This is a genomic window from Bordetella muralis (assembly GCF_965139205.1).
Lineage (GTDB): Bacteria > Pseudomonadota > Gammaproteobacteria > Burkholderiales > Burkholderiaceae_B > Bordetella_A > Bordetella_A muralis.
On record NZ_CBCSIU010000002.1, the window covers coordinates 199,066 to 223,968 of the forward strand.

Here is a 24,903-nt window from a genome sequence, read left to right on the forward strand (position 1 = left end):
TATGCCTGCGGCCGTCCCGTCACGGTGGTAGAAACGCATGCTGACGCGTGAGAAAAACGCACTCGTTGTGGTGTCTCCGCATCTGGACGATGGGGTGTTCAGTTGCGGAGATCTCTTGGCCCGCAGTCGGCTGAGTACCGTCATTACGGTGTGTACGGGACTGCCGGAGAATCCCGCGCGCTTGACCTCATGGGATCAGCGCTGCGGATTTCCGACCGCGCGGGCCGCGTTGAAAAGGCGTCTGGAGGAAAACCGCGAAGCGCTGAGGCTGCTGGGCAGCGAGGGTGTGGAGCTGGGTCTGCCGGATAGTCAATACGTGCACAACTGGCAGCCCTTTATTCCGCTGCTGCGTGAGTCACTGAAGAATGCGCTCGCGCGCCTGCATCCACGTCAGGTGGTGATGCCGTTGGGACTGTTTCACGATGATCACATCCGGGTGTCGGACATATTGCTGTCGTTGTTGTATCTGTTTCCAGGAGCGGTCTGGATGGCATATGAGGATGTGCCTTATCGTGCACGCCCCGATGCCGTGCCGCAACGGCTGTCTGTGATCCGCCAGCGGGGAATAGAGACATCGCCGGTAATCACGCCGTGCCGTTCGGACCGGAAATCCCGCGCCGTGTGGGCGTATGGCAGCCAGTTGCGAGGCTTTGGCGCCTGTCCGGACGATCTGGCGCGGCCCGAGGGCTATTGGCGTTTGACGCCATCGGGAGATGGAGAATGACCGCCTCCGGCCAGGCTGTCGAACCCCGCGTGTCGATCGTACTGCTGACCTATAACCGCCAAGACGAAGTATGCGCAACGCTTGCGCGCTTGAAGGAACTATCCACGGCAACCGGCCCGCCGCCCATTATCGTGGTGGACAACGCCAGTACCGACGGCACCGCGCAGCGCATCGCCGACGAATATCCCGAGGTCCAGTTGATCGTGTCGCAGACCAATCTGGGCGCGGCTGGCCGCAACCTGGGCGTGCAGTACGTGCGTACGCCGTACGTTGCCTTTAGCGACGACGACACCGCGTGGGCGCCAACGGCGCTGGACACCGCGACCGAGATTCTGGATGCGCATCCGCTCATCGCCGTACTCAATGCGCAGATTCTGGTCGGCAATGAGGCTCGGATCGACCCGGCATGCGATGTCATGGCCGCCAGCCCTCTGGCTGAGGTGGACGATGTCGGCCCGGAACTGATCGGATTCATGGCAGGCGCCTGCGTCATGCGGACTGCGTCGTTTCGCGACGCGGGCGGCTATTGGCCGCCTCTGTTCATCGGCGGCGAAGAAACCCTGTTGGCCTTGGACATTCTGGAAAGGGGCCAGTGCATCGTCTACGCGCCAAGCGTCGTGACGCATCACTGGCCGTCTTCGTTGCGGGATAATGTGCGGCGGCGTCGGTTGATGACGCGTAATAGCATCTGGACAGCATGGCTGCGGCTGCCGTTGCCCATGGCCATACGCTGCAGCATCGAGGAATTCAAGAACACGCCATCACTATCCTCCAGGCTGCAACTGCTGGCAGACGTATTGAAAGGGGCCGTCGTGATATGGCGTGATCGGCGGTGCGTGAATGCCTCTGTTTGTGCACGGGTCGAACGGGTATCGCGATCGCGTACTGCCGGGCTCAAAGGACCGGTGCACAGCCTATGAACGACAAGACAGATGAATTCGTAGGCATATCGGATCAGGACGTCACGGCCGACAGCTTTGCACGCAAAGAGGTCACGCGTACGATCTTGCACGCGTTGTGGAAGCATCGGGGCAGAACCGGGGCTGCGATCGCACTGCTGGTCGCGGCCAAATTGCTGATGGTGCTGGTCCCGTTTCTGTTGAAGTCCATCGTGGACAGGCTCAGCGAACCCGGGTTGCTGGTTTTGCCTGTGTTCTTGCTATTGGGCTACGCGTTGATCCGGTTTGGCGGCAGCCTGTTTACCGAATTGCGCGATGTGGTGTTCGTCCGGGTGGCGCAGCGTGCCGTAGCCGATTTCACCTTGAGAGTATTCGATCACCTGCAGCGTTTAGGCGCGCGATTCCACGGCACGCGGCAGACCGGCAAGCTCGCGCGCGACGTGGAAAGAGGCACTGCCGGCATAGGATTTCTGCTCGGTACTGCGCTCTTTACGCTGCTGCCGACGCTAGTTGAAATGGTCTCCGTTGTGTTGATTCTGGTCATGGGCTATAGCGCGTGGTTTGCGCTGGTCATGGCCGCGACGTTCTCGGCCTACTTTGTTTATACCGTGATCATGGTGCGTAAACGGATGGTCTACCAGCGCCATATGAATGATCTGGACTCACGCGCCGGTGGCCGGATTGTTGATAGCCTCTTGAATTACGAGGCGGTCAAACTCAACGCGAACGAGGGGCTGGAGTCCCGCCGGTTGAGCCATGTGCTGGGATCATGGGTCGATGTGGGGATACGCAACCAAACCTCTCTGTCGCGCTTGCATGTGGGCCAGAGCGCCATTATCGCCTGCGGTGTGGCGACCGTCATGTTGCTGGCGGGCGAGCAGGTCGTGGACGCGCGGATGACGGTGGGCGATCTGGTATTGGTCAACGCGTACATCATCCAGATCTGCCTGCCCTTGAATACACTGGGCTTGATCTTTCGCCAAGCCAAAGAGGCTTTCGTGAATGCCGAGCGAGTCTGCGATCTGTTGCGCAAGCCCACGGAAACGGGCGACGACGCAACACTGCCGGATCTGGATCCCGGCATGGGAGAAATTCGATTTGAGAAAATCAATTTCGGCTACGAGGCCGGGCGCCAGATCTTGTGGGATATCGATCTGACAGTTCCCGCGGGAACGACGCTGGCGGTGGTAGGCGGCAGCGGATCGGGAAAGTCCACATTGGCACGCCTGCTGTTCCGTTTTTATGATCCCAGCGAGGGCAGCGTTCGCGTCAATGGCCACGACCTGCGCACCGTCAACGTACGCAGTATTCGCAAAGCCCTGGGCATCGTGCCGCAGGATACGGTGTTGTTTAACGAGACCATCGCCTACAACATCGCCTACAGTCAGCCCGGTGCGACGCGCGATCAGATCGTGCAGGCGGCGCGTGGCGCTCGGGTGCATGAGTTCATCGAGAGCTTGCCGAGTGGCTACGAGACGCCGGTCGGCGAACGTGGCATCAAACTGTCCGGCGGCGAACGTCAACGCATCGCCATCGCCAGAGCCATCCTCAAGAATCCCTCCATCATGGTTTTTGACGAGGCGACATCGGCGCTGGACACGCGCACCGAGCGTGCGATTCAGGCCGAGCTGGAACGCCTTTCACACGGCCGTACCACGCTGATCATCGCGCATCGCCTATCGACGATTGTGCACGCGGACAACATTGTGGTGCTGGATCGAGGTCGCGTTATCGAACAGGGCCAGCACGAGGACTTGTTGGCGCAACAGGGCATGTACGCGCAAATGTGGGCGCTGCAGCGTCAACAGTCCGAGCTGGAGCAAGCCCAGGACCGCCAGACCCGCCAGCCCGTGAATCTGGTGGCGGTTGTGGCAGGGGTATTGGATGCAATACGGGAGGTCGCGTTAGAGCGCGGCGTGAACCTGTATACCCTCATCGGCAACGAGGCCGCACGGATCAGTGGCGATCCCAGTACCTTGCAGCAGTTGGTATGGGATCTGTGCTTGCATGCGATCGCGGTTACCCCACCTGGAGGACGCATCGAAATACGGTTGCAACGTAATGGTCCCATGGCGCATCTGGCAGTGACCGATGGACGCTCGGACCTCGTGTCCTCGACGGGACAGGAGGGTTCCGATGCGCTGCGTCGAGCGGCGGCCTTGGACCCGGCTCAGCTGGCAGCACAGGTCCAGCGGCAAGGCGGTGTCTTTCATAGCGCGGCAGCCGATGTGGGCGGGGTGACGTTCTCGGCAGATTTTCCGATTCGGGCTGTCGAGCCCACAGTGACACGGCGGGATGCGCAGCGTGCCGATGTGCAGAATGTGTCAGTAATGGTGGTAGACGACCAAGACGAGGCGCGCGAGATGATCGCCGAGGTGCTGAAGGATAACGGTGCACGTGTGACCGAATATGCCGACGGCGAGCAGGCATTGGCCGCGTTCAAGACCATGTCCGCGGATCAATGGCCCGACGTGCTGATCTGCGATCTGTCACTGGGCGAGGTGGACGGCTACGAGGTCATTGCCAGGATTCGAGCCATGGAGGCTGAGCGAGGCGCCGCGCTGGCGCATCGCTTGCCTGCTATTGCGTTATCGGGTTTTGCAGAGCCCGAATACCGATTGCGTACCTTGCTGGCCGGCTTCCAGATCCATCTGGCCAAACCGGTCAATACACAGGAGTTGCTGGCGACGGTGGGGGCATTGCTGCCCGCTGCGCCGGCAAAGGCGAGCGGCGGCCAGGATAAAGGCTGACTGCGGCGCAATCACGGGATTTCTCAACATTGATCGTCTCGCGGCACTTCTTACGCCTGCCGGTAAGAAGTGCCGCATCGCGCCGGTTTCCCTGTTGCACCGGCATACATCGCCGTATGCGCGCCTTTACGGCACAGCACTTGCTTCAAACACGACACCGGCGTGCGTCACCCGTCGAGCGCTGGCTAGAAAACGGAGCTTCATTATGAGAAAGATTGCCCTCATCAGCGAGCATGCGTCACCGCTCGCGCTGGCAGGCGGCGTCGATAGCGGCGGACAGAACATCTATGTGGCGCAGGTCGCCCGTCAATTGGCGCGCGCCGGGATTCAAGTCGACGTTTTCACGCGCAAGGACGACCCCCTACAGGCAACAGAACAGGAATGGATGGACGGTGTCAATATCGTGCATGTTCCGGCAGGGCCGGCGAGTTATCTGCCAAAGGAACAAATGCTGCCGTATATGGACGAATTCAGCGCCTTTCTGCAACGGTACTTCGCACAGCAGCGTCGCGGCTACGATGTCATTCACGCCAATTTTTTCATGTCAGCGTTGGCGGCACTGCCCGTATCGCAACGGTTCGGTGTGCCGATGGTGGTGACCTTTCATGCACTGGGCAAAGTGCGCCGTCGCTATCAACAGGAAGCAGACCGTTTTCCTGATAGCCGATTTGACATCGAAGATGAAATCGTCCGGCACGCCGACTGCATCATTGCGGAATGTCCGCAAGACCGGCGCGACTTGATGGAGCTGTACGAGGCCGATCCCACGCATATCGACATCGTGCCCTGCGGCTACGATGCCAGCGAAATGAAACCGCAACCCAAAGCTGCCGCGCGCGCCGCACTCGGCTGGGATGACACGACCTTCACCTTGCTGCAATTGGGACGCATGGTGCCGCGCAAAGGTGTCGACAACGTGATTCGAGCGCTGGGGCGATTACGCCACCGCTACGGCATCGAGGCCAGACTGCTCGTGGTCGGCGGAAATTCGGAAGACGCGAGCGAAACTGCCACCCCTGAAATCGGACGGTTGCGCGGCATCGCAGAACAAGAGGGCGTCGCGCCTTTGGTGCAATTTACGGGCCGCCGCCATCGCGATCAGCTGGCAACGTACTACAGCGCCAGCGACGTGTTTGTGACAACACCGTGGTACGAGCCGTTCGGTATCACACCGGTCGAGGCCATGGCATGCGGCCGGCCCGTGATCGGTGCCGATACCGGGGGCATACGCACAACCGTCGTAAATGGAAAAACCGGATTTCTGGTTCCCCCTAAAAATCCCGACAAGCTGGCCGAAAGGCTGGCGCAGCTGGCATCGAATTCCGAACTATGCGAACGGATGGGCGAGGCGGGTCGATTGCGTGCAAGACGGCTTTATACATGGCAACGCGTGGGACAGGATCTGCTGTCCGTCTATGAACGCCTCGAGGCAGGCAGGGCAGGCCGGACTCGTCATGCCGTTCAGATTGCGGCGTAAAGGAGCGAAATGATGCATGAATTCGAGACACTGAAAGATCGAGTGATTCTGGTGACAGGCGGCGGCAGCGGCCTGGGCGAGGCATTGTGTCGGATGCTCGCGGCCGAGGGCGCCCGTGTTGCGGTGGCAGACATCGACGAACAACGCGCCATGAAACTGGCCGGGCAGCTGAAGGAAACCGGGGCCCAGGCCATGGCCTGCGGCATGGATGTCGGCGTGGTGGTGGATGTACGCGACGGGCTGGATGCCGTGGTCAGCCAGTTCGGCAAGCTGGACGCCATCGTCAATAGCGCGGGCGTGGACGTGACGGCGCCGATCGACACGCTGGATACCGATGTGTGGGAAAGAGTCCTGCGCACCAACCTGACGGGCCCATTCTTGATGGCGAAAATGGGAAAGGACCGTTTGAGTCCTGGCGGACACATTGTGAATATTGCGTCCACGGCCGCCCGCCGAGCCTGGCCCAATGCCAGCGCCTATCATGCCAGCAAATGGGGGCTGATGGGCCTGTCGCATGCCTTGCATGCAGAGCTGCGCGGCGCGGGCCTGAAAGTCAGCGCCGTCATCGCGGGCGGCATGCGTACGCCGTTTTTGCTGGATCGATTTCCGGACATTGACGTGGGGACCTTGCAGGATCCCGCCAACGTCGCACGTGCCGTACGCTTTATCTTGACCCAGCCGCCGGAAACCGTCGTGCCCGAAGTGATGGTGTTGCCGATGAAGGAAACATCATGGCCCTGAGGCCGGCGGTGTTCCTGGATAAAGACGGCACGGTGCTCGTCGACGAACCTTATAACGTCGATCCAGATCGCATGAGTTATGCGCCGGGAGCCGCGCAGGCCTTGTCGTGCCTCGCTGCCGCCCATCTACCCCTGGTTGTGATCAGCAACCAGGCGGGAATCGCCCGAGGATATTTTTCCCCCGACGCCTTGATTCCGGTGAAGCATAGATTGGCCGAGATGTTTCGTGCGGCGGGTGCTCGGCTCGACGGATTTTACTGGTGCCCGCATGATCCGACGGGCATATCGCCGGATTACGCCATCGAGTGCGAGTGCCGCAAGCCTCAGCCCGGTTTGCTGTTACGGGCTGCACGGGAACTGGGCCTGGATCTGCAAGCGTCGTGGTTCATCGGCGACATTCTCGACGACGTGCAGGCCGGTCATCTGGCAGGGTGCCGCAGTGTCTTGCTGGACGTGGGCCACGAAACGGAATGGCGCATGACACCGGAACGCGAGCCCGATCGATGCGCCGCGGATCTTTACGAGGCAGCTCGCCTGGTATTGAACGCCATGACCAATGATGCTGCGGCACGAGGGAGTTGAGCATGGTGTGGGATTGGGCTGCGAAACGGCATGTTTTATGTGTGCGCCTGGACAATATGGGCGATGTGCTGATGTGCAGCCCGGCGATGCGAGCGTTGCGCGAATCCGGCGCATCTCGTATATCGTTGCTGGCTTCCGCTGCCGGCGCTCAAGTGGCGCCCTATATTCCCGAGATCGACACGGTGCTGGCCTATGACCCCGCGTGGGTCAAAAACGATTCGTCAGGACTGGACGACGATATCAACATGATAGGTAGGCTGCGGGCTTTGCGGCCGGATGCCGCGGTGATTTTTACCTCTTTCAGCCAGAGCGCCTTGCCCGCGGCGCTGATGTGCCATCTGGCCGGCATACCGAGCGTCCTGGCCCATTGCCGCGAAAATCCGTATCGCTTGTTATCGGATTGGGTGCGCGACACCGAACCTCAAAGCGGCATTCGTCACGAGGTTCAGCGTCAACTCGATCTCGTTGCACACGTCGGCGCGCATAGCGACGATACGCGGTTGTCATTTCGTGTCGGTGCTGGCGACCTGCTTTCGCTCAAGCACAAACTGGTGCATCTGGGCGTGAGCGAAACGGAGGGATGGATTTGCGTGCACGCAGGCGCTACCGCCGCCTCGCGCCGTTATCCGCCGGCATTGATGATCCAGGCTTTGGTCGGCCTGCGAGGAGAAGGGCGCCGTATGCTGCTATTGGGCGGCCACGAGGATCCGGCGTTATCCCAGGCATTGGCCGATCACCGCGCGCTATTGCCGGGTTTGCTTGATCTGTCCGGTCAACTGACCTTGGGTGAATTGGGGGCCGCGTTGGCGGGAGCCGCAGTGATGATCTGCAATAACAGCGGCCCTGCGCATATTGCGGCTGCCTTGCAGACTCCCATCGTGGACCTCTATGCCCTGACCAATCCACAACACACGCCGTGGCAAACCGCCGCGCGCGTCATTTATCACGATGTGCCATGCAAGTACTGCTATCGCAGTGTGTGCGAGCAGGGCCATCACGCTTGTCTCGCCGGTGTGGATCCACGCCGTGTCACGGCCGCGGCACGGGAGTTGCTGCAGCATGGACGCGACGACAGCGTCGTTTCTCGTCACGCGGAGGATGTTTCATGCTTACCCTAGGAATCAATGCGGCTTATCATGATTGCGCCGCGGCACTGGTGCGTGACGGCCAGGTGTTGGCCGCCGCGGAAGAAGAGCGCTTTACCCGGATAAAGCATGGCAAACGGCCCGTGCCGTTTACGGCGTGGCAGTTGCCGTATCACGCGATCGACTATTGTTTGACGCAGGCCGGCGCTCATCTGGGACAGGTAGATCATATTGCTTACGCCTACGACCCAATGCTGCTGATGCCGGCGGGTAATGTCGAGCCGAATGTCGTGCTGCCGCTCGAGCCATCGAAGGCGGGCTTCGGACCGAACGGCGAGTCGCCTTGGGATCCATTGTTCATCTCGTATCTGGTCAATGCCCCGCGGCAATTGCTTGATGGTGTCCCGCATCATCTCAGGTCGCCGAGGATGGACGGCCTGACGCTGGACCACATTAAAGACCGCTGGGTCAATCTGGATCATCATCTGTCGCACGAAGCGAGTGCGTTTCTGGCCGCGCCCTTTGACGAGGCTGCGGTGCTGACCATGGACGGTCGAGGCGAACGCACGACGACGAGTTTCGGCCATTTCTCCCGAGGTGAATACCACCGTATCAAACAGATCGATCTGCCGCATTCGCTGGGCCTGTTGTACGAGGAAGTCACCCGGTACCTGGGTTTTCTGCATTCTTCCGACGAATACAAGGTGATGGCCCTGGCATCGTTCGGGAAACCGACGTATCGCAAGGAGTTTCGCGAGATTCTGAGTCTCGAAGATCAGGGCGGCTATGCCTTGCATCCCGCAAAGTTGGCTGAGCGATTCGGTCCGCCACGCCATCGCGGCGAGCCATTTGATGAACGGCACAAGGACATTGCCAGTTCCTTGCAGTATGTGTTGGAAGAAACTGCACTGCACATGACGCATTGGCTGCGCAAGCAAACCGGGTCTTCGCGGCTATGCATGGCTGGTGGTGTGGCGCTGAACTGCGTGATGAACGCGCGTATCGCGCGTGATGGGGAATTCGATCAAGTCTGGGTGCAGCCTGCGGCGGGCGACGCGGGGACGGCGTTAGGCGCGGCACTATACGTGGACTACCAGCGTCGGGGCGGGCCGCGTGAATGGGCCATGGAACATGCCTACCTGGGGCCAGAGTATACGGATGAGGAAATCGAGCGGTTCCTCTATCAATCGAGATTGGCATTTCGCAAGCTGGACGATGTCGCAGAGGAGGCCGCAGAACTGCTGGCCCAGGAGAAAATCCTGGGATGGTTTCAGGGGCGGATGGAATTCGGCCCTCGCGCGTTGGGTGCGAGATCGATTCTGGCCTCGCCCCTGGACAGCGCGATGCAAGCGCGTTTGAACGGTCTGAAGGACCGCGAGGACTTCAGGCCTGTCGCGCCGGTGGTGATGGAGGATCGCGCGACCGCCTGGTTCGACGGCCGTGGCGCCGCGTCAATCTGCGCGCCGTTCATGTTGTTCGTCTATGACGTACTGCCGCATCGTGCAAAGCAGATCCCCGCTGTCAGGCATATCGACGGCACCGCACGCGTACAAACCGTGCGGCGCGACCAGAACGCGCGTTATTACGATCTGCTGGCCGCGTTCGAAAAGCGGACCGGTGTGCCTGTGCTGGTGAACACCTCGTTCAATACGCGAGGCGAACCTGTGGTGTGCACGCCTCGCGACGCACTGGAGAGTTTCTGGACGTCGCCGCTGGATGCATTGGTGATCGGATCTTATCTCGTTGAGAAACCGCGATGAGCGCAACGATTGCACCTACCATTCTGGTGTCGGTCATTGTGCCGACATATCACCGTCCGGATTTGCTGGAGCGTTGTGTGAAGGCACTGGCCAGTCAGCATTTCCCCCGTGATAGTTATGAAATCATCGTCTGCGACGACGCATGCAGCGATGTGACCCGTCAGCAGGTCGGCCAATGGCAGCGTGCACAGCAGGGGATGCCCTCGATACGCTATCTGGCTGTGGTAGGAACAAGAGGTCCTGCCGGCGCGCGCAATATGGGGTGGCGCAACGCTCGCGGCACCATCATTGCATTTACAGACGATGACACGATTCCCGCGCCGGATTGGCTGGGGCAGGGCGTGCAGGCGATGACGGCGAGCGTCGCCGCCGTGACAGGCGTCACGGAGATGCCGTTGCCCGATCCCCCGAGCGACTACGAGCGTGATGCGGCGGGGTTGACTCGCTCGGCTTTTATTACCGCGAATTGTTTTGTCCGCCGCTCGGCGCTGGAGGCCGTCGGAGGCTTTGACACACGCTATACCATGGCCTGGCGAGAAGACTCCGATCTGCATTTCGCGCTCTTGGACCGGGGGTTCTCGGTTCAGTCTGCGCCTTTGGCCCGCGTGTTGCATCCGGTGCGGTCGTTTCGCTTTGCGGCGGGCATAGGGATGCAGAAAAAAGTGATGTTCGATATGTTGTTGCGGCGGAAATATCCGTTTCTCTATCGCAAGCATATTCGCGATCGGTTGCCGAGTTTTTACCTGTATGTCACCGCGGCGTTTCTCACGGGTGTTGTCTTGATGATCGTCGGGCACTATCCATTGGCGGCCGTAGCCGCAACCATATGGTTGATGCTGACGATCATATTTTTTGTGCGCCGCCTCAGGGGCACGCGACACTCACTGCGGGCCGTCGCGGACTTGATGATCACCTCCATCTGTATTCCGCTACTGTCCATCGCATGGCGGGTGGTCGGCTTGATTCGATTTCAAAGGGCGGCGGTATGACGGCGGTACTCGACCCCCAGCATCCCCCGCATCGCATCATCGTTTTCCGTGCGCTGCAATTGGGCGACATGTTGTGCGCCGTTCCTGCATTCAGAGCATTGCGGCAGGCCTTTCCACGGGCGCAGATCGTCTTGGCAGGACTGCCCGGGGCACGGGAGTTCGTCGACAGGTTTCATACCTATGTAGACGAGTTGACGACATTCCCTGGAAATCCGGCCTTTCCGGAACAGGAGCCTGACGAGGCAGCGTTGCCCGCGTTCTTTGACCGGATACGAGCGTGGCAGCCCGATGTCGCGTTGCAACTGCATGGCAGTGGGCGTCAGTCCAACGATATCGTGCGTCAGTTCGGCGCGCAGCAGTGGGCCGGCTTTGTGCCAGATAGCCATGAACAAGTGTCCGGCGCGCGCCTGGTCTGGCCGGACCATCTGCCAGAGGTCCTGCGATATCTGGCGCTATTGCGTTTTGCGGGCCTGGAAAACGCGCACGATGAACATCTGGAGTTCCCGTGTTCGCATACGGACGAACGCGATGCAGCGCAGTTGATGCGTCGATGGGATCTGGATCCTCGTAGACTGGTGATCATCCATGTGGGAGCTCGCCTTGCGTCGCGCCGTTGGCCATTAGCGCGTTTCGCGGACATCGCGCGAGACCTGCATCAGGAGGGCTGGCAAGTCGCATTGACCGGAACCTCGACCGAACGGACGATGACTGCCGAGCTGCAACGGCTGGCCCAGATCCCACTAGCCGATCTGGCGGGGCTGACCAACTTGGGGAGTCTGGCGGCGCTGGTGCGGGCAAGCCGCTTGCTGGTCTGCAACGACACGGGGATATCCCATATTGCGGCCGCCATGCAGACAGCCAGTGTCGTGGTGGCCTGCGGCAGCGATACGCGCCGTTGGGCGCCACTCAATCGCGAACGCCATCGTGTGCTGTCCGCAGACCTGCCGTGCCGCCCCTGTGCGTACCAGACGTGTCCGATCGGACACCCGTGTGCACTGCAGGTGACCGTGCCGCAGGTGTTGGGCGCGGCGCGGGATCAACTCTATGCGTGCGAGAGGGTGACATGATTGCTTCCCCTCGAGAACCGGCGCGTCGTTTGCGCATTTTGACGTGGCATGTCCATGGCAATTATCTCTACGCATTGCATCATGTTCCTCACGATTTCGTGGTGCCGGGCCTGGATCACCCCGTGCCGGGCTATGGCGCGCTGGGCAACCGAATCCCGTGGGGCAATAATCTCACTCAGGTGCCGGCGGAACAATTGCGGCACATGCAATTCGACTGCATCCTGTATCAGGCCCGGCAGAATCTCGAAGACGCTCGCCTGCTACTGACAGATCAACAGCGCGCGCTGCCCAGTGTGTATCTGGAACACAATCCCCCTGAACCGCATCCCACGGACACGCAGCATCCGTTTCAACAACCACGTGGCTTGATCGTCCACGTCACGCCTTTTAATGCAGTGATGTGGAACAGTACGGGCATGCCCGTCAGGATTGTGGAGCATGCAGTACCCGATCCGCAGGTCTCGTACGACGGCAGCCTGGCGCGAGGAATTGTCGTCGTCAATCACTTGGCTCGTCGCGGGCGTCGTATAGGCCGGGATATTTTTGAGCACATGCGTTTGCATACCCCGCTGGAATTGATCGGTATGGACGCCGAGGCATTGGGTGGTTTGGGTGAAGTCCCCAACCTGGAAGTCGCTGCGCATGTGGCTCGCTATCGCTATTTCTTCAGTCCGATCCGTTACGCCAGTCTGGGGCTCTCGCTAGTGGAGGCCATGTTATGCGGTCTTCCCGTCGTAGGGTATGCGACGACAGAATTACCCACCGTAATCACCAACGGAAAAGAAGGCTACGTCGATACGCGGCTGGAACGATTGATCGAGGTAGCTCGTGAGCTGATCGTCGATCCTGAATTGGCTCGTACGTGGGGCAGGGCAGCTCGGGAAAAAGCGCTGCAGCGATTTGGCATGGAGCGCTATATCGCCGACTGGCTCAACGTATTCGACACCGTGATGGAGCACTCATGAAAAACGATATGGCAGAGACAGGCCGAGCTTTAGTGGCAGGCGGTGCGGGCTTCTTGGGCTCTCATCTATGCACGCGGTTGCTGATCGATGGATGGGAGGTCATCTGCGTGGACAATTTCCAGACGGGGCGTGCGGGCAATCTGGCGGCACTGGCCGACCATCCCCGTTTTACGGTATTGCGTCACGATGTGGTCGAACCCTTGGGCGATCTGGGCGTGACGCGCATTTATAACCTGGCGTGTCCCGCTTCGCCGGCGCAGTATCAGGCCGATCCGATAAAGACGCTGCGGACGTGCTTGCTCGGGGCCATGCAGTTGCTGGAACTCGGGCGGCGTACGGGTGCACGGGTCTTGCAAGCCTCTACCAGCGAGGTATACGGCGATCCGCTGCAGCATCCACAGCGCGAGGGCTATTGGGGGCATGTGAACCCGGTTGGCCCACGGGCATGCTATGACGAAGGAAAACGTTGCGCCGAAACCCTGTTTATGGAATACGAACACCGAGAGGGCGTAGAGATCAGGATCGCACGGATCTTTAATACCTATGGCCCAAAGATGTCGCCGAACGATGGGCGGGTGGTCTCCAATTTCATTAGCCAGGCATTGGCGGGCAAGCCGCTCACCATCTACGGTGATGGCACCCAGACGCGATCGCTCTGTTATGTCGATGATTTGATTGATGGCCTGGTGCGTCTGATGGAAAGTCCGGCAGAGATCTCGCAGCCCGTCAATCTGGGCAATCCCGTGGAGCTCTCGATGCTGGATATCGCAGATCTCGTGCTGGCATCAACCGGGGCACAAGTGCCGCTTACGCATCAGGATCTGCCAGTCGATGATCCGGCGCATCGGTGCCCCGATATTTCTTTGGCGCAACGCTGCCTGGGTTGGAACCCCACCGTAAGCCCTGCCGAGGGTATTGCTCGCACGGTAGCCTATTTTTCCGCCGAAGCTCAAAAAGCGTCGGTTCGCCGCCGTTCTTTGGCCAACGCCTGACCGGCTGTGTTCAGGCCGCGTCGGGCCGATAGCCGACTAATGAATAAAGGGCCTCGCGGATGCAGAGTTCCTCGACATCAGCTGGACGGCCATGTGACGAGATGCATCGCCGAGGCAGTCCGCACGCAATGAACGCCCCCGCTTGTGCATCTGGTGTCTGCGGCAGGCCTCCCACGATCGCAGATGTAACGAGCCGGAGTCGTATCCTAGATTTTTGTTGCAACGCAACAGGATTTCGATACAGAATAAGGCCTCTTGCCTCGATACACTGCCTGTGTCAGCTGGACGAAGGGCTTTTCCTTGCGCCTATGGTTGGGGCGGGGTGCTCATTAGCCAGTCTGACTCAGGAGAAAAAATGGAACATTCCATCCTAGTTCAGCAGCCGAGCCTTTCGTCACCGGACGCCGTTTCGCCCAGTGACGCCGTTGTGCCTGCCATCGTTCCTACCGCAGAGCAGTTGCCGTCTGCAGACCGGGCGCTGGTGCTGCGGATGTTGAACGAGGCCTTGTCTCTAGAGGTCATGTGCGCGCAACGTTGCCAGAGCCAAGCCATTTTGGCCCGTGGCCTGGATGCGCCCGAGGTTGCTGATGACCTGGAGCGTCACGCCACGGACGCACACAACCATGCCCAACGCCTGCTGCAACGCATCGCCCAGCTGGACGGCGGTTCGCTGGCCTCGACCGAACATCTGGCACATGTCAGTCAATCCGAATATGTAGAGGGCGTCACGCTCATCGATATGCTCAACGAGAACCTGGCCACCGAGCGGATGGCGGTTGCAGGCTATCGCGAGATGGTGGACTACCTGGGTGAAAAAGATCCCGTGACGCGGCAGTTGCTCGAAGACATCATGGCAATGGAGGCGGCCCAGGTCCACGAATTGGCACGGCAGCTGGACCAGAGATAATGCCGGAAAACGGCGGCCACCCGCCGTCGCCGAGACTACCGACGCGGCTCCGCATGCAGCCACGGTTTATTCAGATGCAATGCGTTCGTCTTGTAGACGTGTTCCAATCGGCAGACACGTTTAACTTTCAATTGCCTGAATATCCATGACCGCTCCTTTTCTGCTCGCTGACTGCAAGGCCATCGCTTTCGACCTGGACGGCACGTTGCTCGATACGATGCACGATATCCGCGAATCCGTCAGTGTGGCGCTGCGCGAGTGCGGCCACGGCGCATTGCCCGACAATTACCTCATGCCGAATCTGCACGGGGCGTTCCCGGCAGTGCTGGTGGCCGTCATGCAGGACCGTAACGTACCGTTATCCGATCTGGATGCGGTGATAAAGGCCTATACCAAGCATTACGCGTACTTGGCACACCGCAATTCGCAACCGTATCCCGGTGTGATGGACTTTCTGGGCGATTGCCAATCCCGAGGGGTAAAACTGGCGATCTGCACCAATAAACTGCACGCGTCGGCGCTCAAGGCGCTGGAACAAAAGGGATTGACGCCATATTTCTCGGTGGTGTTGGGCAGCGACTCGGTCAGCCGCCCCAAACCGGACGCCGAGCCTTTGCTGAAAGCCTTTGCTGCCATGGGTGTGCCGCCGGAGCAGGGCGCGTATATCGGCGATACCCACGTGGACGCGATGAGTGCCCACCACGCCGGGGTGCCGTTTGTGTGGTTCCGGGCAGGTTATGGCGGCGAATTGGTGCATGAGCATCCTCAGGCGCTGGCTTTTGATGATTATGCTGAGTTGCTGGGTCTGCCAGAGCAGGTTTGATCAAGACGCTATCGTTCGCTGTTATTGCGATCCGGAATATCGTTCGCTGAAGGGTGCTTGAAAAAAGGGGCAGATGGCGTCACGTACGCCGTCTACAAATAGGAATAATTCTTGGTATTATTCCTGCACAAATTTGTCGACGATTGTCTGCCTCCCGTGCATTGGCTTCATTGTGGGTCATGGGTACGAGCCGGCAGGAGCAATCCCATCATGCCCACGTCTACCGTCCAAGCCCTCTATCAAAACAATCACGACTGGCTTTTCCAGTGGCTGCGCCGCCGGCTGGATTGTCGCGACGACGCCGCGGATCTCGCGCACGATACCTTTGTGAGGGTGCTGCGCAAGTCGGACGAGCTGCCAGGCCTGCGCGAGCCCAGGGCGTACCTGACGACGATCGCCAGAGGGCTGCTGACCGATCATTGGCGCCGCCGGTCGCTCGAACAGGCCTGGATCGAGGCGATTGCCGCGCTGCCGTCGGACGTCGACGTATCCCCCGAATCGTTGCTGTCAATGCAGCAGACGCTGCAACAGTTGGATGACCTGCTGTCGGGGTTGGCTCCTCGGGCGAGGGAGGTTTTTGTCCTGTCGCAGGTAGAGGGGCTGACATACGCCCAGATCGCCGCCCGCACGCATCTGAGCGAGCGCACCGTCAAGCGCTACATGACTCAAGGTTTTGAGTTGTGTCTCACGTTGATGGCTTGAGCCGCGATGTCCATGTCTCAGATTTCGCCAGCACCAGACAGCGCCGTCATTCGAGAGGCGGCGCGTTGGCTCGCGCATCTGCATTCGGGCGACGCCTGTCCCGAGGACCACGCCGCCTTGCAGCATTGGCGGCAAGCGCGGCCGGAGCATGAACTAGCGTGGCAACGCGCCGAACGCCTGAGCCAGCAGTTCGGTGCGGTGCTGCCGTCGGTCGGGGTGCCGGTATTGACGCGCCAGACTCGCAACAACAGGCGCGCCGTGATCAAGGCGCTCGGCATATTGGGGGTCGCCGTGCCCGCCGCATGGCTGAGTTACCGCCACATGCCCGGGCTGCGCGGTCCGAACGATTACCGCACGGCCGTCGGAGAGCATCGCCAGGTCGTGCTGAGCGACGGCAGCACGGTCCAGCTCAATACGGCGACCCACGTCGACGTCCGTTATTCCGGGCAGGCCCGGCTCGTGCAGTTGGCGCGCGGTGAAATCTATATCCAGACTGCGCCTGATGCGCACGGCCTGACTCGTCCGTTCCTGATCGAAACAGGGCAGGGACGGTTGCGTGCATTGGGCACACGGTTTGTCGTCAGAGCGCTGGATGACAATACTGATACAACCCTGCTGTCCGTGCTGGAGCATCGCGTCGAAATCACCCTGGGATCGAACGGCGCGACACGTATTGTCAACGCGGGCGAGTCGGTCGCCTTCAGAGCGAACGCATTTATGCCGGCGCAGCGGATACCGCAGACGGCCGGCGCAGCAGCTGAGAGACCGCCTGCCTGGACGCGGGGGGCCCTCGAGGCCGACAACATGCGCCTGGATGCATTCATGGCGGAATTGGCGCGGTACCGGCCAGGCATCATCCGCGTCGATCCCGACGTCGCAGGTCTGCGGGTGTCGGGCATATTCCAGTTGAACGACACCGATCACATCTTGGCGGTCGTCGGACAAACGTTACCGATCCGGATCGTGCCGCGCACACGTTATTGGGTCACGGTGACGGCCGACAGGGTTTGATGCACGGATACTTGGCGTCGTTTTCTTTTGATTACATTTTTTCTGGGTATTGATGGCCCTTTTTCAGTAGTTCATCCGGCATGCAGAGGATTGACGACCTGTTTGTGAAAGGATTGAACTGTGGCATCGGTATCCCCAACCGCGAAACAACCCATCGCGCTATCGCGTCGTTTTCATCATCGCATGGCGCCGATTGCGATGTCGGTGCTGGCCGCTTGCGCGGCCATCGGCGCGATGACATATGCGCCGGCTGGTCTGGCGCAAACGTTGGCGCCTGCCACGGCGCAAACCTATGACATTTCAGGTGGGCCGCTGGCACAAGTACTGTCCGATTTCGCGCGAACAAGCGGGATCACGTTGTCTTTCCGTCCGGAGGACACCGCGCGATTCCAAAGCAAAGGACTTCAAGGCAACTATGGCGTTGCGCAGGGGCTTTCCATGCTGCTGGACGGTACCGGCTTGCGGGCGGTCGCTCAGCCCGGCGAGGGCTACGTCATACGCAGCACAAAGTCCGTCTCCAGTCCGTCTGCCGACACACAGGACCTCGGCGGCGGCACGTCAAGCGTGGCTGCAAGCTCGGCCGGCTCCTCCAGCGATGCCGCGACTTTCGAGGCGATCCAGGTGAGCGGTGATTGGCTTGGAACCGGCTTGGAAAACAGTGTGCAGACATTCGGCGGCGCACGTACCTTGTTAAAGCGCGAGGAAATCGCCGACAGCGGTGCGACCAATATTGCGGATGTGCTGCGGCGCGTGCCAGGCGTGCAAATCAGCGGCAGTACGAGCGCAACCGGCAGCTCGGTAGGCTTGCATGTGGGGATACGGGGCTTGAATCCTCGCAACTCGTTTCGGACGACGATGCTGATCGACAGCATCCCGCTGGCGATGGCGCCCTATGGCCAACCCAATCTGGTGATGTCGCCGACGAGCCTGGGGAATATCGAGTCCATCGACGTGGTGCGCGGCGGCGGTGCGGTGCGCTACGGCCCGCAGAACGTGGGTGGCGTGATCAACTTCAAAACGCGCTCCATTCCCCACAAAGAGGGCCTGACGGCCGATGCCTCGGCACGATACAACGTCTTTAGCCACGGCGGCACCAACACGCAATACACCGCGTTTCTCGGCACGCAGATGGATAACGGCCTTGGCGTTGCCGTGTTGTATTCCGGCATGGACGGCCAGCAATGGCGCGATGCCAGCCATGATCGCTATAACGACGTCGCGTTGAAATGGCGATATGAGATATCGCCGACCTCTGAGGTATACGGAAAAATCGCCCATTACGACGTGAAGTCCATGACGCCGGGCGGTTTGACCAAGGCGGAGTACGAGGATGATCCTTTCCAGAACACGCATACGACCGACTATTGGAAAGGCAAGCGCGATCAAATCGACATCGGTTATCTGAATACGATTTCGGATACGCAGGAATTCGAAGCGCGCGTCTATCACTACGACAGTTCGCGCCAGAGTTCGCTGATCAACGAGGCCCAGAACCGCAACGACTTTCAACCTCGCAATAACCAGGTATTGGGCATCGAGCCTCGCTATACGCAGCGTATCGAATGGGGGCCGACCACGCATGACGTGACGGTGGGCTACCGCTACATCCACGAGACCGGCCAGGACAAACGCTATTCCCGTTCCTTGAGCGACGGGGCCAAGAGCAGTACGGTGACGTTCGACAACAGCACGCACGCCAATTCGTTCTATTTGGATGACCGCATCGCGTATGAAAACTGGCGAGTGACGCCCGGACTGCGCTATGAACGGATCCGCAGCGAGCGTCAACCCAACGGCACGAGTAACGATTCGCCGTACAAAGTACGCAACAACAAATTCCTGCCGTCGTTGAACATCGCCTATCTGGTCAACGATGAGTTGACGCTTTATACGAGTTACAGCACCTCGTTCGGCGCCGTACAGTACACGCAGCTGAATTCCATGTCCGAAACCAATCCTCTGAAACCGGAGGTGGCCAAGACGCTGGAGGCCGGGGTCCGCTGGAATGCCGAGCAAGTCCATACCGAACTGACCGTGTTTCATCTGAAATTCGATAACCAGATCCTGTCGATTCCTGGCACGAACCCGGCAGTATTCCGCAACCTCGGCGCAACCACGCATGATGGCGTGGAGTTCGCCGTCGACTATGATTTCGACAAAGCCGGGCCGCTCGCGGGTTTGAATCTGTATGCCAACTACACCTATACACGAGCCATTCAGAAATCCGGCGAGGACGAGGGTAACGACGTGCCGTTTTATTCGCGCCACACGGGGACGGTGGGCGGGCGTTATACCCGCAACAACTGGGCGTTCAACTTGTTTACCACCGCGCAAAGCAGCCAGTATTCCGATACGGCCAATACCGGGCCTGAATCTGCGGGCGCCAGGAACGGCCGCGTGCCGGGATTCAGCGTGTGGAATGCACAGCTCGACTACAAGATCCCGCAATGGCAGGGCAGCTCGGTAGCGGTCGGTGTCAATAATCTGTTCGATCGCCGCTACTACACTCGCAACACAGACATCAACGGCGGCCGTATGGTCGGTGCGCCGCGCATGTTCTATGTGCAGGCCCGGCTGGCGTATTGATCGTATGCATCTTCAAACAGGCCCGCTTAGCCACCATGCGATCCTTGCATAGCTTATGGTTGAAATGCCATCGCTGGGCCGCTCTTTTTTTAGGGTGGATACTGATTCTGTCCGGTGTGACCGGATCGTTGCTGGTTGCGGCGCGGCCGATTGATCGCTGGTTGCATCCCGAGTTCTTTGTCGCAGGTCCGTCCACGGTGCAGACGCCTGCATCCTGGGAGTCGTTACGCGAGCGCTTGACGCGGGAGTTCGGGGCAAAGGCGTCTTTCACGTTCCGCCCGCCACGTGAGGCATCGGAAACGTTGCAGATCCTCGTGCGGGGAGCATGGAGAGGCACGTTGTACTTGCATCCTGCCACGGGCGCGGAGCAAGGCCGCCGAGGCGATAGCGAAGGCTTTCTCTCGGTGTTGTACAGCCTGCATAGTGCGCTGTTGATGCAGCAAACGGGCAAGGCCGTGCTGGCGTGCGCGGCGCTGATATATCTGGCGCTGTGTATGTCCGGCATCGTGTTGTGGTGGCCCCGCAAATGGCCGCCATCATTTCGCATGGTAATGAACAAGGGATTATTGAGAGCCTTGTTCGACGTCCATCGCACAGGCGGTGCGATCGTGGCGCTGGTTGTGCTGATCAGCATCGCGACGGGAGCCTACATGGCTTGGCGACCGATAGGGGGATGGATTACATGGATCAGCGGTGCGCCGGTTACCGCCATGCCGGTGCTGCCGCCCGGAAACGGCCCGCTATTGTCTCTCGATGCCTTGGCGCAGCGCGCTCGCGATGCCTTCCCTGAAGGCACCATAGGCTATTTCCTATACAACCCGCGTACGGATCGGCCGCTGGCCGTGCGCATGCGCGTGCCCGACGATCCACATCCCAACGGCCGGTCTACGGTATGGCTGGACCCGCGCGATGGCGCCGTATTGGCCAAACATCGATGGAACGAACTGGATCCGGGCGCCCGCATCAATTCTGTCGTCTATCCCTTGCACACGGGCGAGCTTGGCGGCGCACCCGGAGAGATCGGTGTGGCGCTGTCGGGCCTGGCGCTGGGCGTACTGGGAACAAGCGGTATCTGGCTGTGGTGGCGCCGCCGCTCAATACGGCAGCGCTCCAATTCGATATAGATCCGTTGCGCCAACTCAATCCAACGGCTGGCCAAATCCCGCCAGGATCATCGCAATCACCCGATCGATCTGCTTTTGATCCAACTCATAGACAGGCGTATCGGGTAACGCCTGGCCGGGCTCCTTTGCCAATAATTCAAACCGGCGCGAAACGGGATCCAGATTGGCCAGCATGTGAATCGCAGAGCCACGGGCAAACTCATAATGCCAGATCACGGCTTCCCGATTGAGTTTGGGAAATGCCTTGGCAATGGCATCCACAAAACGGCGCGCCACATGTTGGTTGATGTCAAAGGTGTGATAGCCGGTGCGCGCGTCGATGCGCATCTGGAATACGCTGCGCACATACAGGCTGCCGCCGTCGGCCGAGCGTGACGTCGTCAAAATCGGTTCGATCAGCGCGCACAGGATATCCCGGGGATTCACTGGCTGCCCCGCGGCCTGCTGCTCCAGCGCGTCGAGCCGCGCGATACGGGCGCGATTGACGTCGCCCGTGATTTCCCGGTGGGCCAGATCGACCAGCCCGTCTTTCGATTGAAAGTAATAGTTCACCGCGGCGCCATTGGCNCCCGACGCGGAGGTGATGTCGCGCACGGTCGTGCCGTTGGGTCCTTTCCGTGCCACCAGCTCTTTGGCTGCGGCCAGGATGGCTTGACGCTTAGGGCTGTTGCGGCTGTCCGTGTCTTCGAATTCTTGCATGATGTCCAGATCCGGGGGCTGCTCCCCAATTCAGCGTACTCGGGTTTTCACGGAGGAAAAACGTCTTGCGCCGGGGGATGCTCGACATGATAATTCAAACATAAATTTGAAACAGATGTTTTATACAAATATATGAGCTTGAATTGTCTTTCCCCAGATGAGCCGGCCGCCTGGTCTATCGCCCAGGCGAGCAGCTTGTTGTCCAGCGGGCAGTTACGGGCCACGGATCTGCTGCAATCCGTCCTGGCCCGCATCGACGAGGTTGATGGGGTCATTTACTCCTATCTGCGCCATGACCGGGAGGCGGCGCTGGCGGCGGCCGAGGCAGCTGCCGTGCGGGCCAGCCAGGGGCGGCGTATCGGCCCATTGGACGGGATTCCGTTTGCCGTCAAAGACAATATCTACACCAACGGGTTGGCAACGACTGGCGGATCGAGGGTGCCTCAACGTCACGATCCTGCTTTGCACGCGACCCTCGTCGCCCGGCTGCAATCGGCTGGCGCCGTCTTGGTCGGCAAGCTGAACACATGGGAATACGGGACGGGGACGGGCGCCGTGCATTTCGATCTGGAGACGCCTCCCGCTCGCAACCCCTGGGATCCGCGCCATTTCACGGGCGGATCGTCCAGCGGCTCCGGCGCTGCCGTTGCCGCAGGTACCGCTTGTTTCGCGATAGGCACCGACACGGGCGGGTCGGTGCGATTGCCCGCCGCCGCGTGTGGCGTTGTGGGGTTGAAGCCGACCTTTGGCCGTATCAGCCGTCATGGCGTGATGCCGAATTGCTGGAGTTTTGATGGTCCCGGTCCGTTGACACTGACCGTCGAGGATGCCTGCCTCGTCTATGAGACGATCGCGGGACATGATGCCGCCGATCCATCCAGTCTGGCCTGCGGCGTGCAACCGTTATTGCCTGCGTTGAACGACGGTGTGGCCGGCCTGCGAGTGGGAGTCGTGCGCCGCCTGGATCCCGCAGATAGTGTGGAGCCCGCCATCGACGAGGCGTTGAATCAAGCCTGCAGCGTGTTGCGCGACGAAGGTGCGCAGGTGCGCGACATCCAACTGCCGCTGGCGCCCGCGGACTTTCGGGCGATTGCATTGCCCATCAATCGCAGCGAAAGCTTTTCGATTCACGAACAAGACTATCTGGAACATCGCTCGCTGATGGGGCGAGCCCTGCGTGAAAAGCTGGAAATCGGCATGTACATCCGCGCAGCGGATTATCTCGCGGCGTTGCGCCAACGGCGCGAGCTGGTGGCGCGTATGGACGCGTTATTCAGCGACGTGGATGTGCTGTTGCTGCCCATGACGGATCGAGCTGCGCCTGCGTTGACGGACGAACAGGCCGTGATTGACTTCACCGCGCGTTCGGCAGGCAGTCCGTTTTCGTTGACGGGGCATCCCGCCGTGTCCGTGCCTGCAGGCTTTAATCCTGGCGGCTTGCCGCTGGCTGTTCAACTGGCCGCAGGATTCCTGCAAGAGGCGCGCTTGATGCGGACGGCGCGCGTGTTGGAACGCCACTTTACCCCGCAGCCCCGGCGCGCGCAGGTGGGATCCCGATCCACTTCCTTGGCCCCCAACCTGGCAGCCTGATTATGTCTACATCGGAACTCGAACTTGACGCATTGAAGTCGGCCGTGCGCCTTATCTGGCAGGAATGCGGCCAGACGCCACCTGAAGGCGGCGAACTGTCACGTGCTGCGGCAAACCTGCGCCATGCGTTGGCAGCGGGGCGCGGCATCCCGAGAGTGGCGGATAAAACCGTTCAACCCATGACTGGCCGCCGCCACGATATTGAATCGCAGGCACTTGCCGGCCAGAAATAAAGGCCATCCGTTCAAACGAAACCGCGTGTTCTGCGGCCGGAAGAACACGCCCTCATGTCCCCGGCACGATAACGATTCAAGAGGAAAAATCATGCAGTGCATTCACCACGTTCTGTATCACGCACTTGATGACGCGTCAGGCTCTGCGGGTCACAAAGCTTCGTTCGTATTCTGAGAGGGCCACAATCATGAAGCTTTCGACGCTTTTGCGGCGTGCCGCTTTGATTCCGTTGTGTCTGGGCATGATGGCCGCGCCCGTCGCCATGGCAACGACCTATCCGAACCAACCGGTCAATTTGATTGTAGGTTTTCCGGCTGGGGGGCCGACGGACCTGATCGCGCGCTTGATTGCCCAGCAGTTGGGATCGGACCTGGGCGAGAAATTCATCGTTGAAAACAAGGGTGGCGCTGGCGGCAATATCGGTACCAAGGCCGCCGCCCGCGCCAAGCCCGACGGCTATACGGGATTGGTGGCCAGCCTGAACCTGACCATCAATCCCTGGATGACTGAGGGACTGGACGTAGACAGCCGCAAGGACCTGATGCCGGTACGCACCGTGGCGATTGCGCCAACGGTATTGGTGGTGCGTGACGACTTTCCGGCAAAAAATTTCAGCGAGTTTGTCGAGGCCGTGCGCCAGGCGCCAAACCAATACAACTCTGCAGCGCAAGGCGCATCGCCATTGCTCGCCGTCGAGCTGTTCACGCAGTTGACGAACACGCAAATCACGCCCGTACCGTACAAGGGTGCGGCAGCTGCGATGGTGGATTTGATTGCCGGGCACGTGGATATGTCGTTTGCGACATTGGGATCCGTCCTGCCGCATATCAAGAGTGGCAAGGTGCGTGTATTGGCGGTGGCATCGCCGGAACGCTATCCGTTATTGCCGGATACGCCGACTTTTGCCGAGTCGGGCATGCCTGATTTCCGTTTTGATTCCTGGACGGGTCTGTTGATGCCGGCAGGTACGCCTCAGGCGGTCATCGACACCTTGAAGGCTTCATTGGACAAGCTGGTGATATCCGATGATTTCAAGCAGCAGGTCCTGGAAATGGGGATGATGCCCGTGCTGCAAGATACGCCGGCAGATTTCGCAAAGACTATTGATCGAGAGCTGGTGCTGTACGAGAAACTGGCGGCCTCAGCGCGCAAGAAAGTCGAGAAATAGCGGGTGGATTGTTGATTGTCTCACTCGGT

At 60.1% G+C, this 24,903-nt stretch carries 22 protein-coding genes and 1 pseudogene; 21 read left to right on the plus strand and 2 right to left on the minus strand.

Annotation, left to right across the window (positions count from 1 at the left end; all coding sequences use genetic code 11):
- The first annotated feature begins 37 nt into the window (after positions 1-37).
- The 18 genes from ACNA0I_RS05325 (at position 38) to ACNA0I_RS05410 (ending at position 21,183) form a co-directional block, all read left to right on the plus strand.
- Complete coding sequence (locus ACNA0I_RS05325; protein ID WP_415805028.1) at positions 38-724, plus strand: PIG-L deacetylase family protein; 687 nt, start codon at positions 38-40, stop codon at positions 722-724.
- On the plus strand, positions 721-1,644 hold the full coding sequence (locus ACNA0I_RS05330) for a glycosyltransferase family 2 protein (protein WP_415805029.1): 924 nt from the start codon (positions 721-723) through the stop codon (positions 1,642-1,644). The genes ACNA0I_RS05325 and ACNA0I_RS05330 overlap by 4 nt, the downstream gene beginning before the upstream one ends.
- On the plus strand, positions 1,641-4,373 hold the full coding sequence (locus tag ACNA0I_RS05335; protein WP_415805030.1) for an ATP-binding cassette domain-containing protein: 2,733 nt from the start codon (positions 1,641-1,643) through the stop codon (positions 4,371-4,373). The genes ACNA0I_RS05330 and ACNA0I_RS05335 overlap by 4 nt, the downstream gene beginning before the upstream one ends.
- 205 nt (positions 4,374-4,578) lie before the next feature.
- Positions 4,579-5,850, plus strand: coding sequence for a glycosyltransferase family 4 protein (locus ACNA0I_RS05340; RefSeq protein ID WP_415805031.1), 1,272 nt, complete (start codon positions 4,579-4,581; stop codon positions 5,848-5,850).
- A gap of 12 nt (positions 5,851-5,862) precedes the next feature.
- Positions 5,863-6,591 (plus strand): SDR family oxidoreductase, encoded by a 729-nt coding sequence (locus ACNA0I_RS05345; RefSeq protein ID WP_415805273.1) that lies wholly within the window; start codon positions 5,863-5,865, stop codon positions 6,589-6,591.
- Entirely contained in the window at positions 6,582-7,172 is a 591-nt protein-coding gene (locus ACNA0I_RS05350; RefSeq protein ID WP_415805032.1) for a D-glycero-alpha-D-manno-heptose-1,7-bisphosphate 7-phosphatase, read from the plus strand. The genes ACNA0I_RS05345 and ACNA0I_RS05350 overlap by 10 nt, the downstream gene beginning before the upstream one ends.
- Positions 7,173-7,174: 2 nt before the next feature.
- The gene (locus tag ACNA0I_RS05355; protein ID WP_415805033.1) at positions 7,175-8,290 is read left to right on the plus strand and encodes a glycosyltransferase family 9 protein; all 1,116 of its coding nucleotides are present in this window, start codon (positions 7,175-7,177) and stop codon (positions 8,288-8,290) included.
- A complete protein-coding gene (locus tag ACNA0I_RS05360; RefSeq protein WP_415805034.1) occupies positions 8,278-10,017 on the plus strand; it encodes a carbamoyltransferase family protein in 1,740 nt (579 codons plus the stop codon). Before ACNA0I_RS05355 ends, ACNA0I_RS05360 begins: the two co-directional genes overlap by 13 nt.
- Complete coding sequence (locus tag ACNA0I_RS05365) at positions 10,014-11,006, plus strand: glycosyltransferase family 2 protein (RefSeq protein ID WP_415805035.1); 993 nt, start codon at positions 10,014-10,016, stop codon at positions 11,004-11,006. Before ACNA0I_RS05360 ends, ACNA0I_RS05365 begins: the two co-directional genes overlap by 4 nt.
- Positions 11,003-12,073, plus strand: coding sequence for a glycosyltransferase family 9 protein (locus ACNA0I_RS05370; protein ID WP_415805036.1), 1,071 nt, complete (start codon positions 11,003-11,005; stop codon positions 12,071-12,073). The genes ACNA0I_RS05365 and ACNA0I_RS05370 overlap by 4 nt, the downstream gene beginning before the upstream one ends.
- On the plus strand, positions 12,070-13,038 hold the full coding sequence (locus tag ACNA0I_RS05375) for a glycosyltransferase (RefSeq protein WP_415805037.1): 969 nt from the start codon (positions 12,070-12,072) through the stop codon (positions 13,036-13,038). Before ACNA0I_RS05370 ends, ACNA0I_RS05375 begins: the two co-directional genes overlap by 4 nt.
- Positions 13,035-14,030: a UDP-glucuronic acid decarboxylase family protein gene (locus ACNA0I_RS05380; protein WP_415805038.1), complete on the plus strand. Its 996-nt coding sequence runs from the start codon at positions 13,035-13,037 to the stop codon at positions 14,028-14,030. Before ACNA0I_RS05375 ends, ACNA0I_RS05380 begins: the two co-directional genes overlap by 4 nt.
- 355 nt (positions 14,031-14,385) lie before the next feature.
- Positions 14,386-14,937: a ferritin-like domain-containing protein gene (locus tag ACNA0I_RS05385; RefSeq protein WP_415805039.1), complete on the plus strand. Its 552-nt coding sequence runs from the start codon at positions 14,386-14,388 to the stop codon at positions 14,935-14,937.
- 145 nt (positions 14,938-15,082) lie between these two features.
- Entirely contained in the window at positions 15,083-15,760 is a 678-nt protein-coding gene (locus ACNA0I_RS05390; RefSeq protein ID WP_415805040.1) for an HAD family hydrolase, read from the plus strand.
- Positions 15,761-15,970: 210 nt separating this feature from the next.
- Positions 15,971-16,462, plus strand: a complete 492-nt coding sequence (locus tag ACNA0I_RS05395; protein ID WP_415805041.1) for a sigma-70 family RNA polymerase sigma factor — start codon at positions 15,971-15,973, stop codon at positions 16,460-16,462.
- A gap of 6 nt (positions 16,463-16,468) precedes the next feature.
- On the plus strand, positions 16,469-17,473 hold the full coding sequence (locus ACNA0I_RS05400) for a FecR domain-containing protein (RefSeq protein WP_460478207.1): 1,005 nt from the start codon (positions 16,469-16,471) through the stop codon (positions 17,471-17,473).
- Positions 17,474-17,911: 438 nt separating this feature from the next.
- Positions 17,912-20,059 carry a TonB-dependent receptor family protein gene (locus ACNA0I_RS05405; protein ID WP_415805274.1) on the plus strand — a complete coding sequence of 716 codons (2,148 nt, stop codon included), beginning with the start codon at positions 17,912-17,914 and terminating at the stop codon, positions 20,057-20,059.
- A 35-nt stretch (positions 20,060-20,094) separates the two neighbouring features.
- Positions 20,095-21,183: a PepSY-associated TM helix domain-containing protein gene (locus ACNA0I_RS05410; protein WP_415805043.1), complete on the plus strand. Its 1,089-nt coding sequence runs from the start codon at positions 20,095-20,097 to the stop codon at positions 21,181-21,183.
- 15 nt (positions 21,184-21,198) lie between these two features.
- Here ACNA0I_RS05410 and ACNA0I_RS05415 read toward each other — a convergent pair.
- Positions 21,199-21,750 (minus strand): hypothetical protein (locus ACNA0I_RS05415; protein WP_415805044.1); only part of this gene is annotated, 552 nt, incomplete at its 5' end.
- Between the two features lies 1 nt (position 21,751).
- Positions 21,752-21,882, minus strand: a pseudogene (locus tag ACNA0I_RS05420) (TetR/AcrR family transcriptional regulator); the annotation flags it as partial.
- Between the two features lie 132 nt (positions 21,883-22,014).
- Here ACNA0I_RS05420 and ACNA0I_RS05425 point away from each other — a divergent pair.
- The 3 genes from ACNA0I_RS05425 to ACNA0I_RS05435 all read left to right on the plus strand — a co-directional run bounded on the left by ACNA0I_RS05425 (position 22,015) and on the right by ACNA0I_RS05435 (position 24,874).
- Positions 22,015-23,472 carry an amidase gene (locus ACNA0I_RS05425; protein ID WP_415805045.1) on the plus strand — a complete coding sequence of 486 codons (1,458 nt, stop codon included), beginning with the start codon at positions 22,015-22,017 and terminating at the stop codon, positions 23,470-23,472.
- Positions 23,473-23,474: 2 nt separating this feature from the next.
- Entirely contained in the window at positions 23,475-23,705 is a 231-nt protein-coding gene (locus ACNA0I_RS05430) for a hypothetical protein (protein WP_415805046.1), read from the plus strand.
- Between the two features lie 188 nt (positions 23,706-23,893).
- A complete protein-coding gene (locus ACNA0I_RS05435) occupies positions 23,894-24,874 on the plus strand; it encodes a Bug family tripartite tricarboxylate transporter substrate binding protein (protein WP_415805047.1) in 981 nt (326 codons plus the stop codon).
- The last annotated feature ends 29 nt before the right edge of the window (positions 24,875-24,903 follow it).

Excerpts from the sequence above, each read along its gene's own strand:
- ACNA0I_RS05325 (WP_415805028.1), top strand. The coding sequence starts at position 38 with ATGCTGACGCGTGAGAAAAACGCACTCGTTGTGGTGTCTCCGCATCTG.
- ACNA0I_RS05330 (WP_415805029.1), top strand. The coding sequence starts at position 721 with ATGACCGCCTCCGGCCAGGCTGTCGAACCCCGCGTGTCGATCGTACTG.
- ACNA0I_RS05335 (WP_415805030.1), top strand. The coding sequence starts at position 1,641 with ATGAACGACAAGACAGATGAATTCGTAGGCATATCGGATCAGGACGTC.
- ACNA0I_RS05340 (WP_415805031.1), top strand. The coding sequence starts at position 4,579 with ATGAGAAAGATTGCCCTCATCAGCGAGCATGCGTCACCGCTCGCGCTG.
- ACNA0I_RS05345 (WP_415805273.1), top strand. The coding sequence starts at position 5,863 with ATGCATGAATTCGAGACACTGAAAGATCGAGTGATTCTGGTGACAGGC.
- ACNA0I_RS05350 (WP_415805032.1), top strand. The coding sequence starts at position 6,582 with ATGGCCCTGAGGCCGGCGGTGTTCCTGGATAAAGACGGCACGGTGCTC.
- ACNA0I_RS05355 (WP_415805033.1), top strand. The coding sequence starts at position 7,175 with ATGGTGTGGGATTGGGCTGCGAAACGGCATGTTTTATGTGTGCGCCTG.
- ACNA0I_RS05360 (WP_415805034.1), top strand. The coding sequence starts at position 8,278 with ATGCTTACCCTAGGAATCAATGCGGCTTATCATGATTGCGCCGCGGCA.
- ACNA0I_RS05365 (WP_415805035.1), top strand. The coding sequence starts at position 10,014 with ATGAGCGCAACGATTGCACCTACCATTCTGGTGTCGGTCATTGTGCCG.
- ACNA0I_RS05370 (WP_415805036.1), top strand. The coding sequence starts at position 11,003 with ATGACGGCGGTACTCGACCCCCAGCATCCCCCGCATCGCATCATCGTT.
- ACNA0I_RS05375 (WP_415805037.1), top strand. The coding sequence starts at position 12,070 with ATGATTGCTTCCCCTCGAGAACCGGCGCGTCGTTTGCGCATTTTGACG.
- ACNA0I_RS05380 (WP_415805038.1), top strand. The coding sequence starts at position 13,035 with ATGAAAAACGATATGGCAGAGACAGGCCGAGCTTTAGTGGCAGGCGGT.
- ACNA0I_RS05385 (WP_415805039.1), top strand. The coding sequence starts at position 14,386 with ATGGAACATTCCATCCTAGTTCAGCAGCCGAGCCTTTCGTCACCGGAC.
- ACNA0I_RS05390 (WP_415805040.1), top strand. The coding sequence starts at position 15,083 with ATGACCGCTCCTTTTCTGCTCGCTGACTGCAAGGCCATCGCTTTCGAC.
- ACNA0I_RS05395 (WP_415805041.1), top strand. The coding sequence starts at position 15,971 with ATGCCCACGTCTACCGTCCAAGCCCTCTATCAAAACAATCACGACTGG.
- ACNA0I_RS05400 (WP_460478207.1), top strand. The coding sequence starts at position 16,469 with ATGTCCATGTCTCAGATTTCGCCAGCACCAGACAGCGCCGTCATTCGA.
- ACNA0I_RS05405 (WP_415805274.1), top strand. The coding sequence starts at position 17,912 with ATGCTGCTGGACGGTACCGGCTTGCGGGCGGTCGCTCAGCCCGGCGAG.
- ACNA0I_RS05410 (WP_415805043.1), top strand. The coding sequence starts at position 20,095 with ATGCGATCCTTGCATAGCTTATGGTTGAAATGCCATCGCTGGGCCGCT.
- ACNA0I_RS05425 (WP_415805045.1), top strand. The coding sequence starts at position 22,015 with ATGAGCTTGAATTGTCTTTCCCCAGATGAGCCGGCCGCCTGGTCTATC.
- ACNA0I_RS05430 (WP_415805046.1), top strand. The coding sequence starts at position 23,475 with ATGTCTACATCGGAACTCGAACTTGACGCATTGAAGTCGGCCGTGCGC.
- ACNA0I_RS05435 (WP_415805047.1), top strand. The coding sequence starts at position 23,894 with ATGAAGCTTTCGACGCTTTTGCGGCGTGCCGCTTTGATTCCGTTGTGT.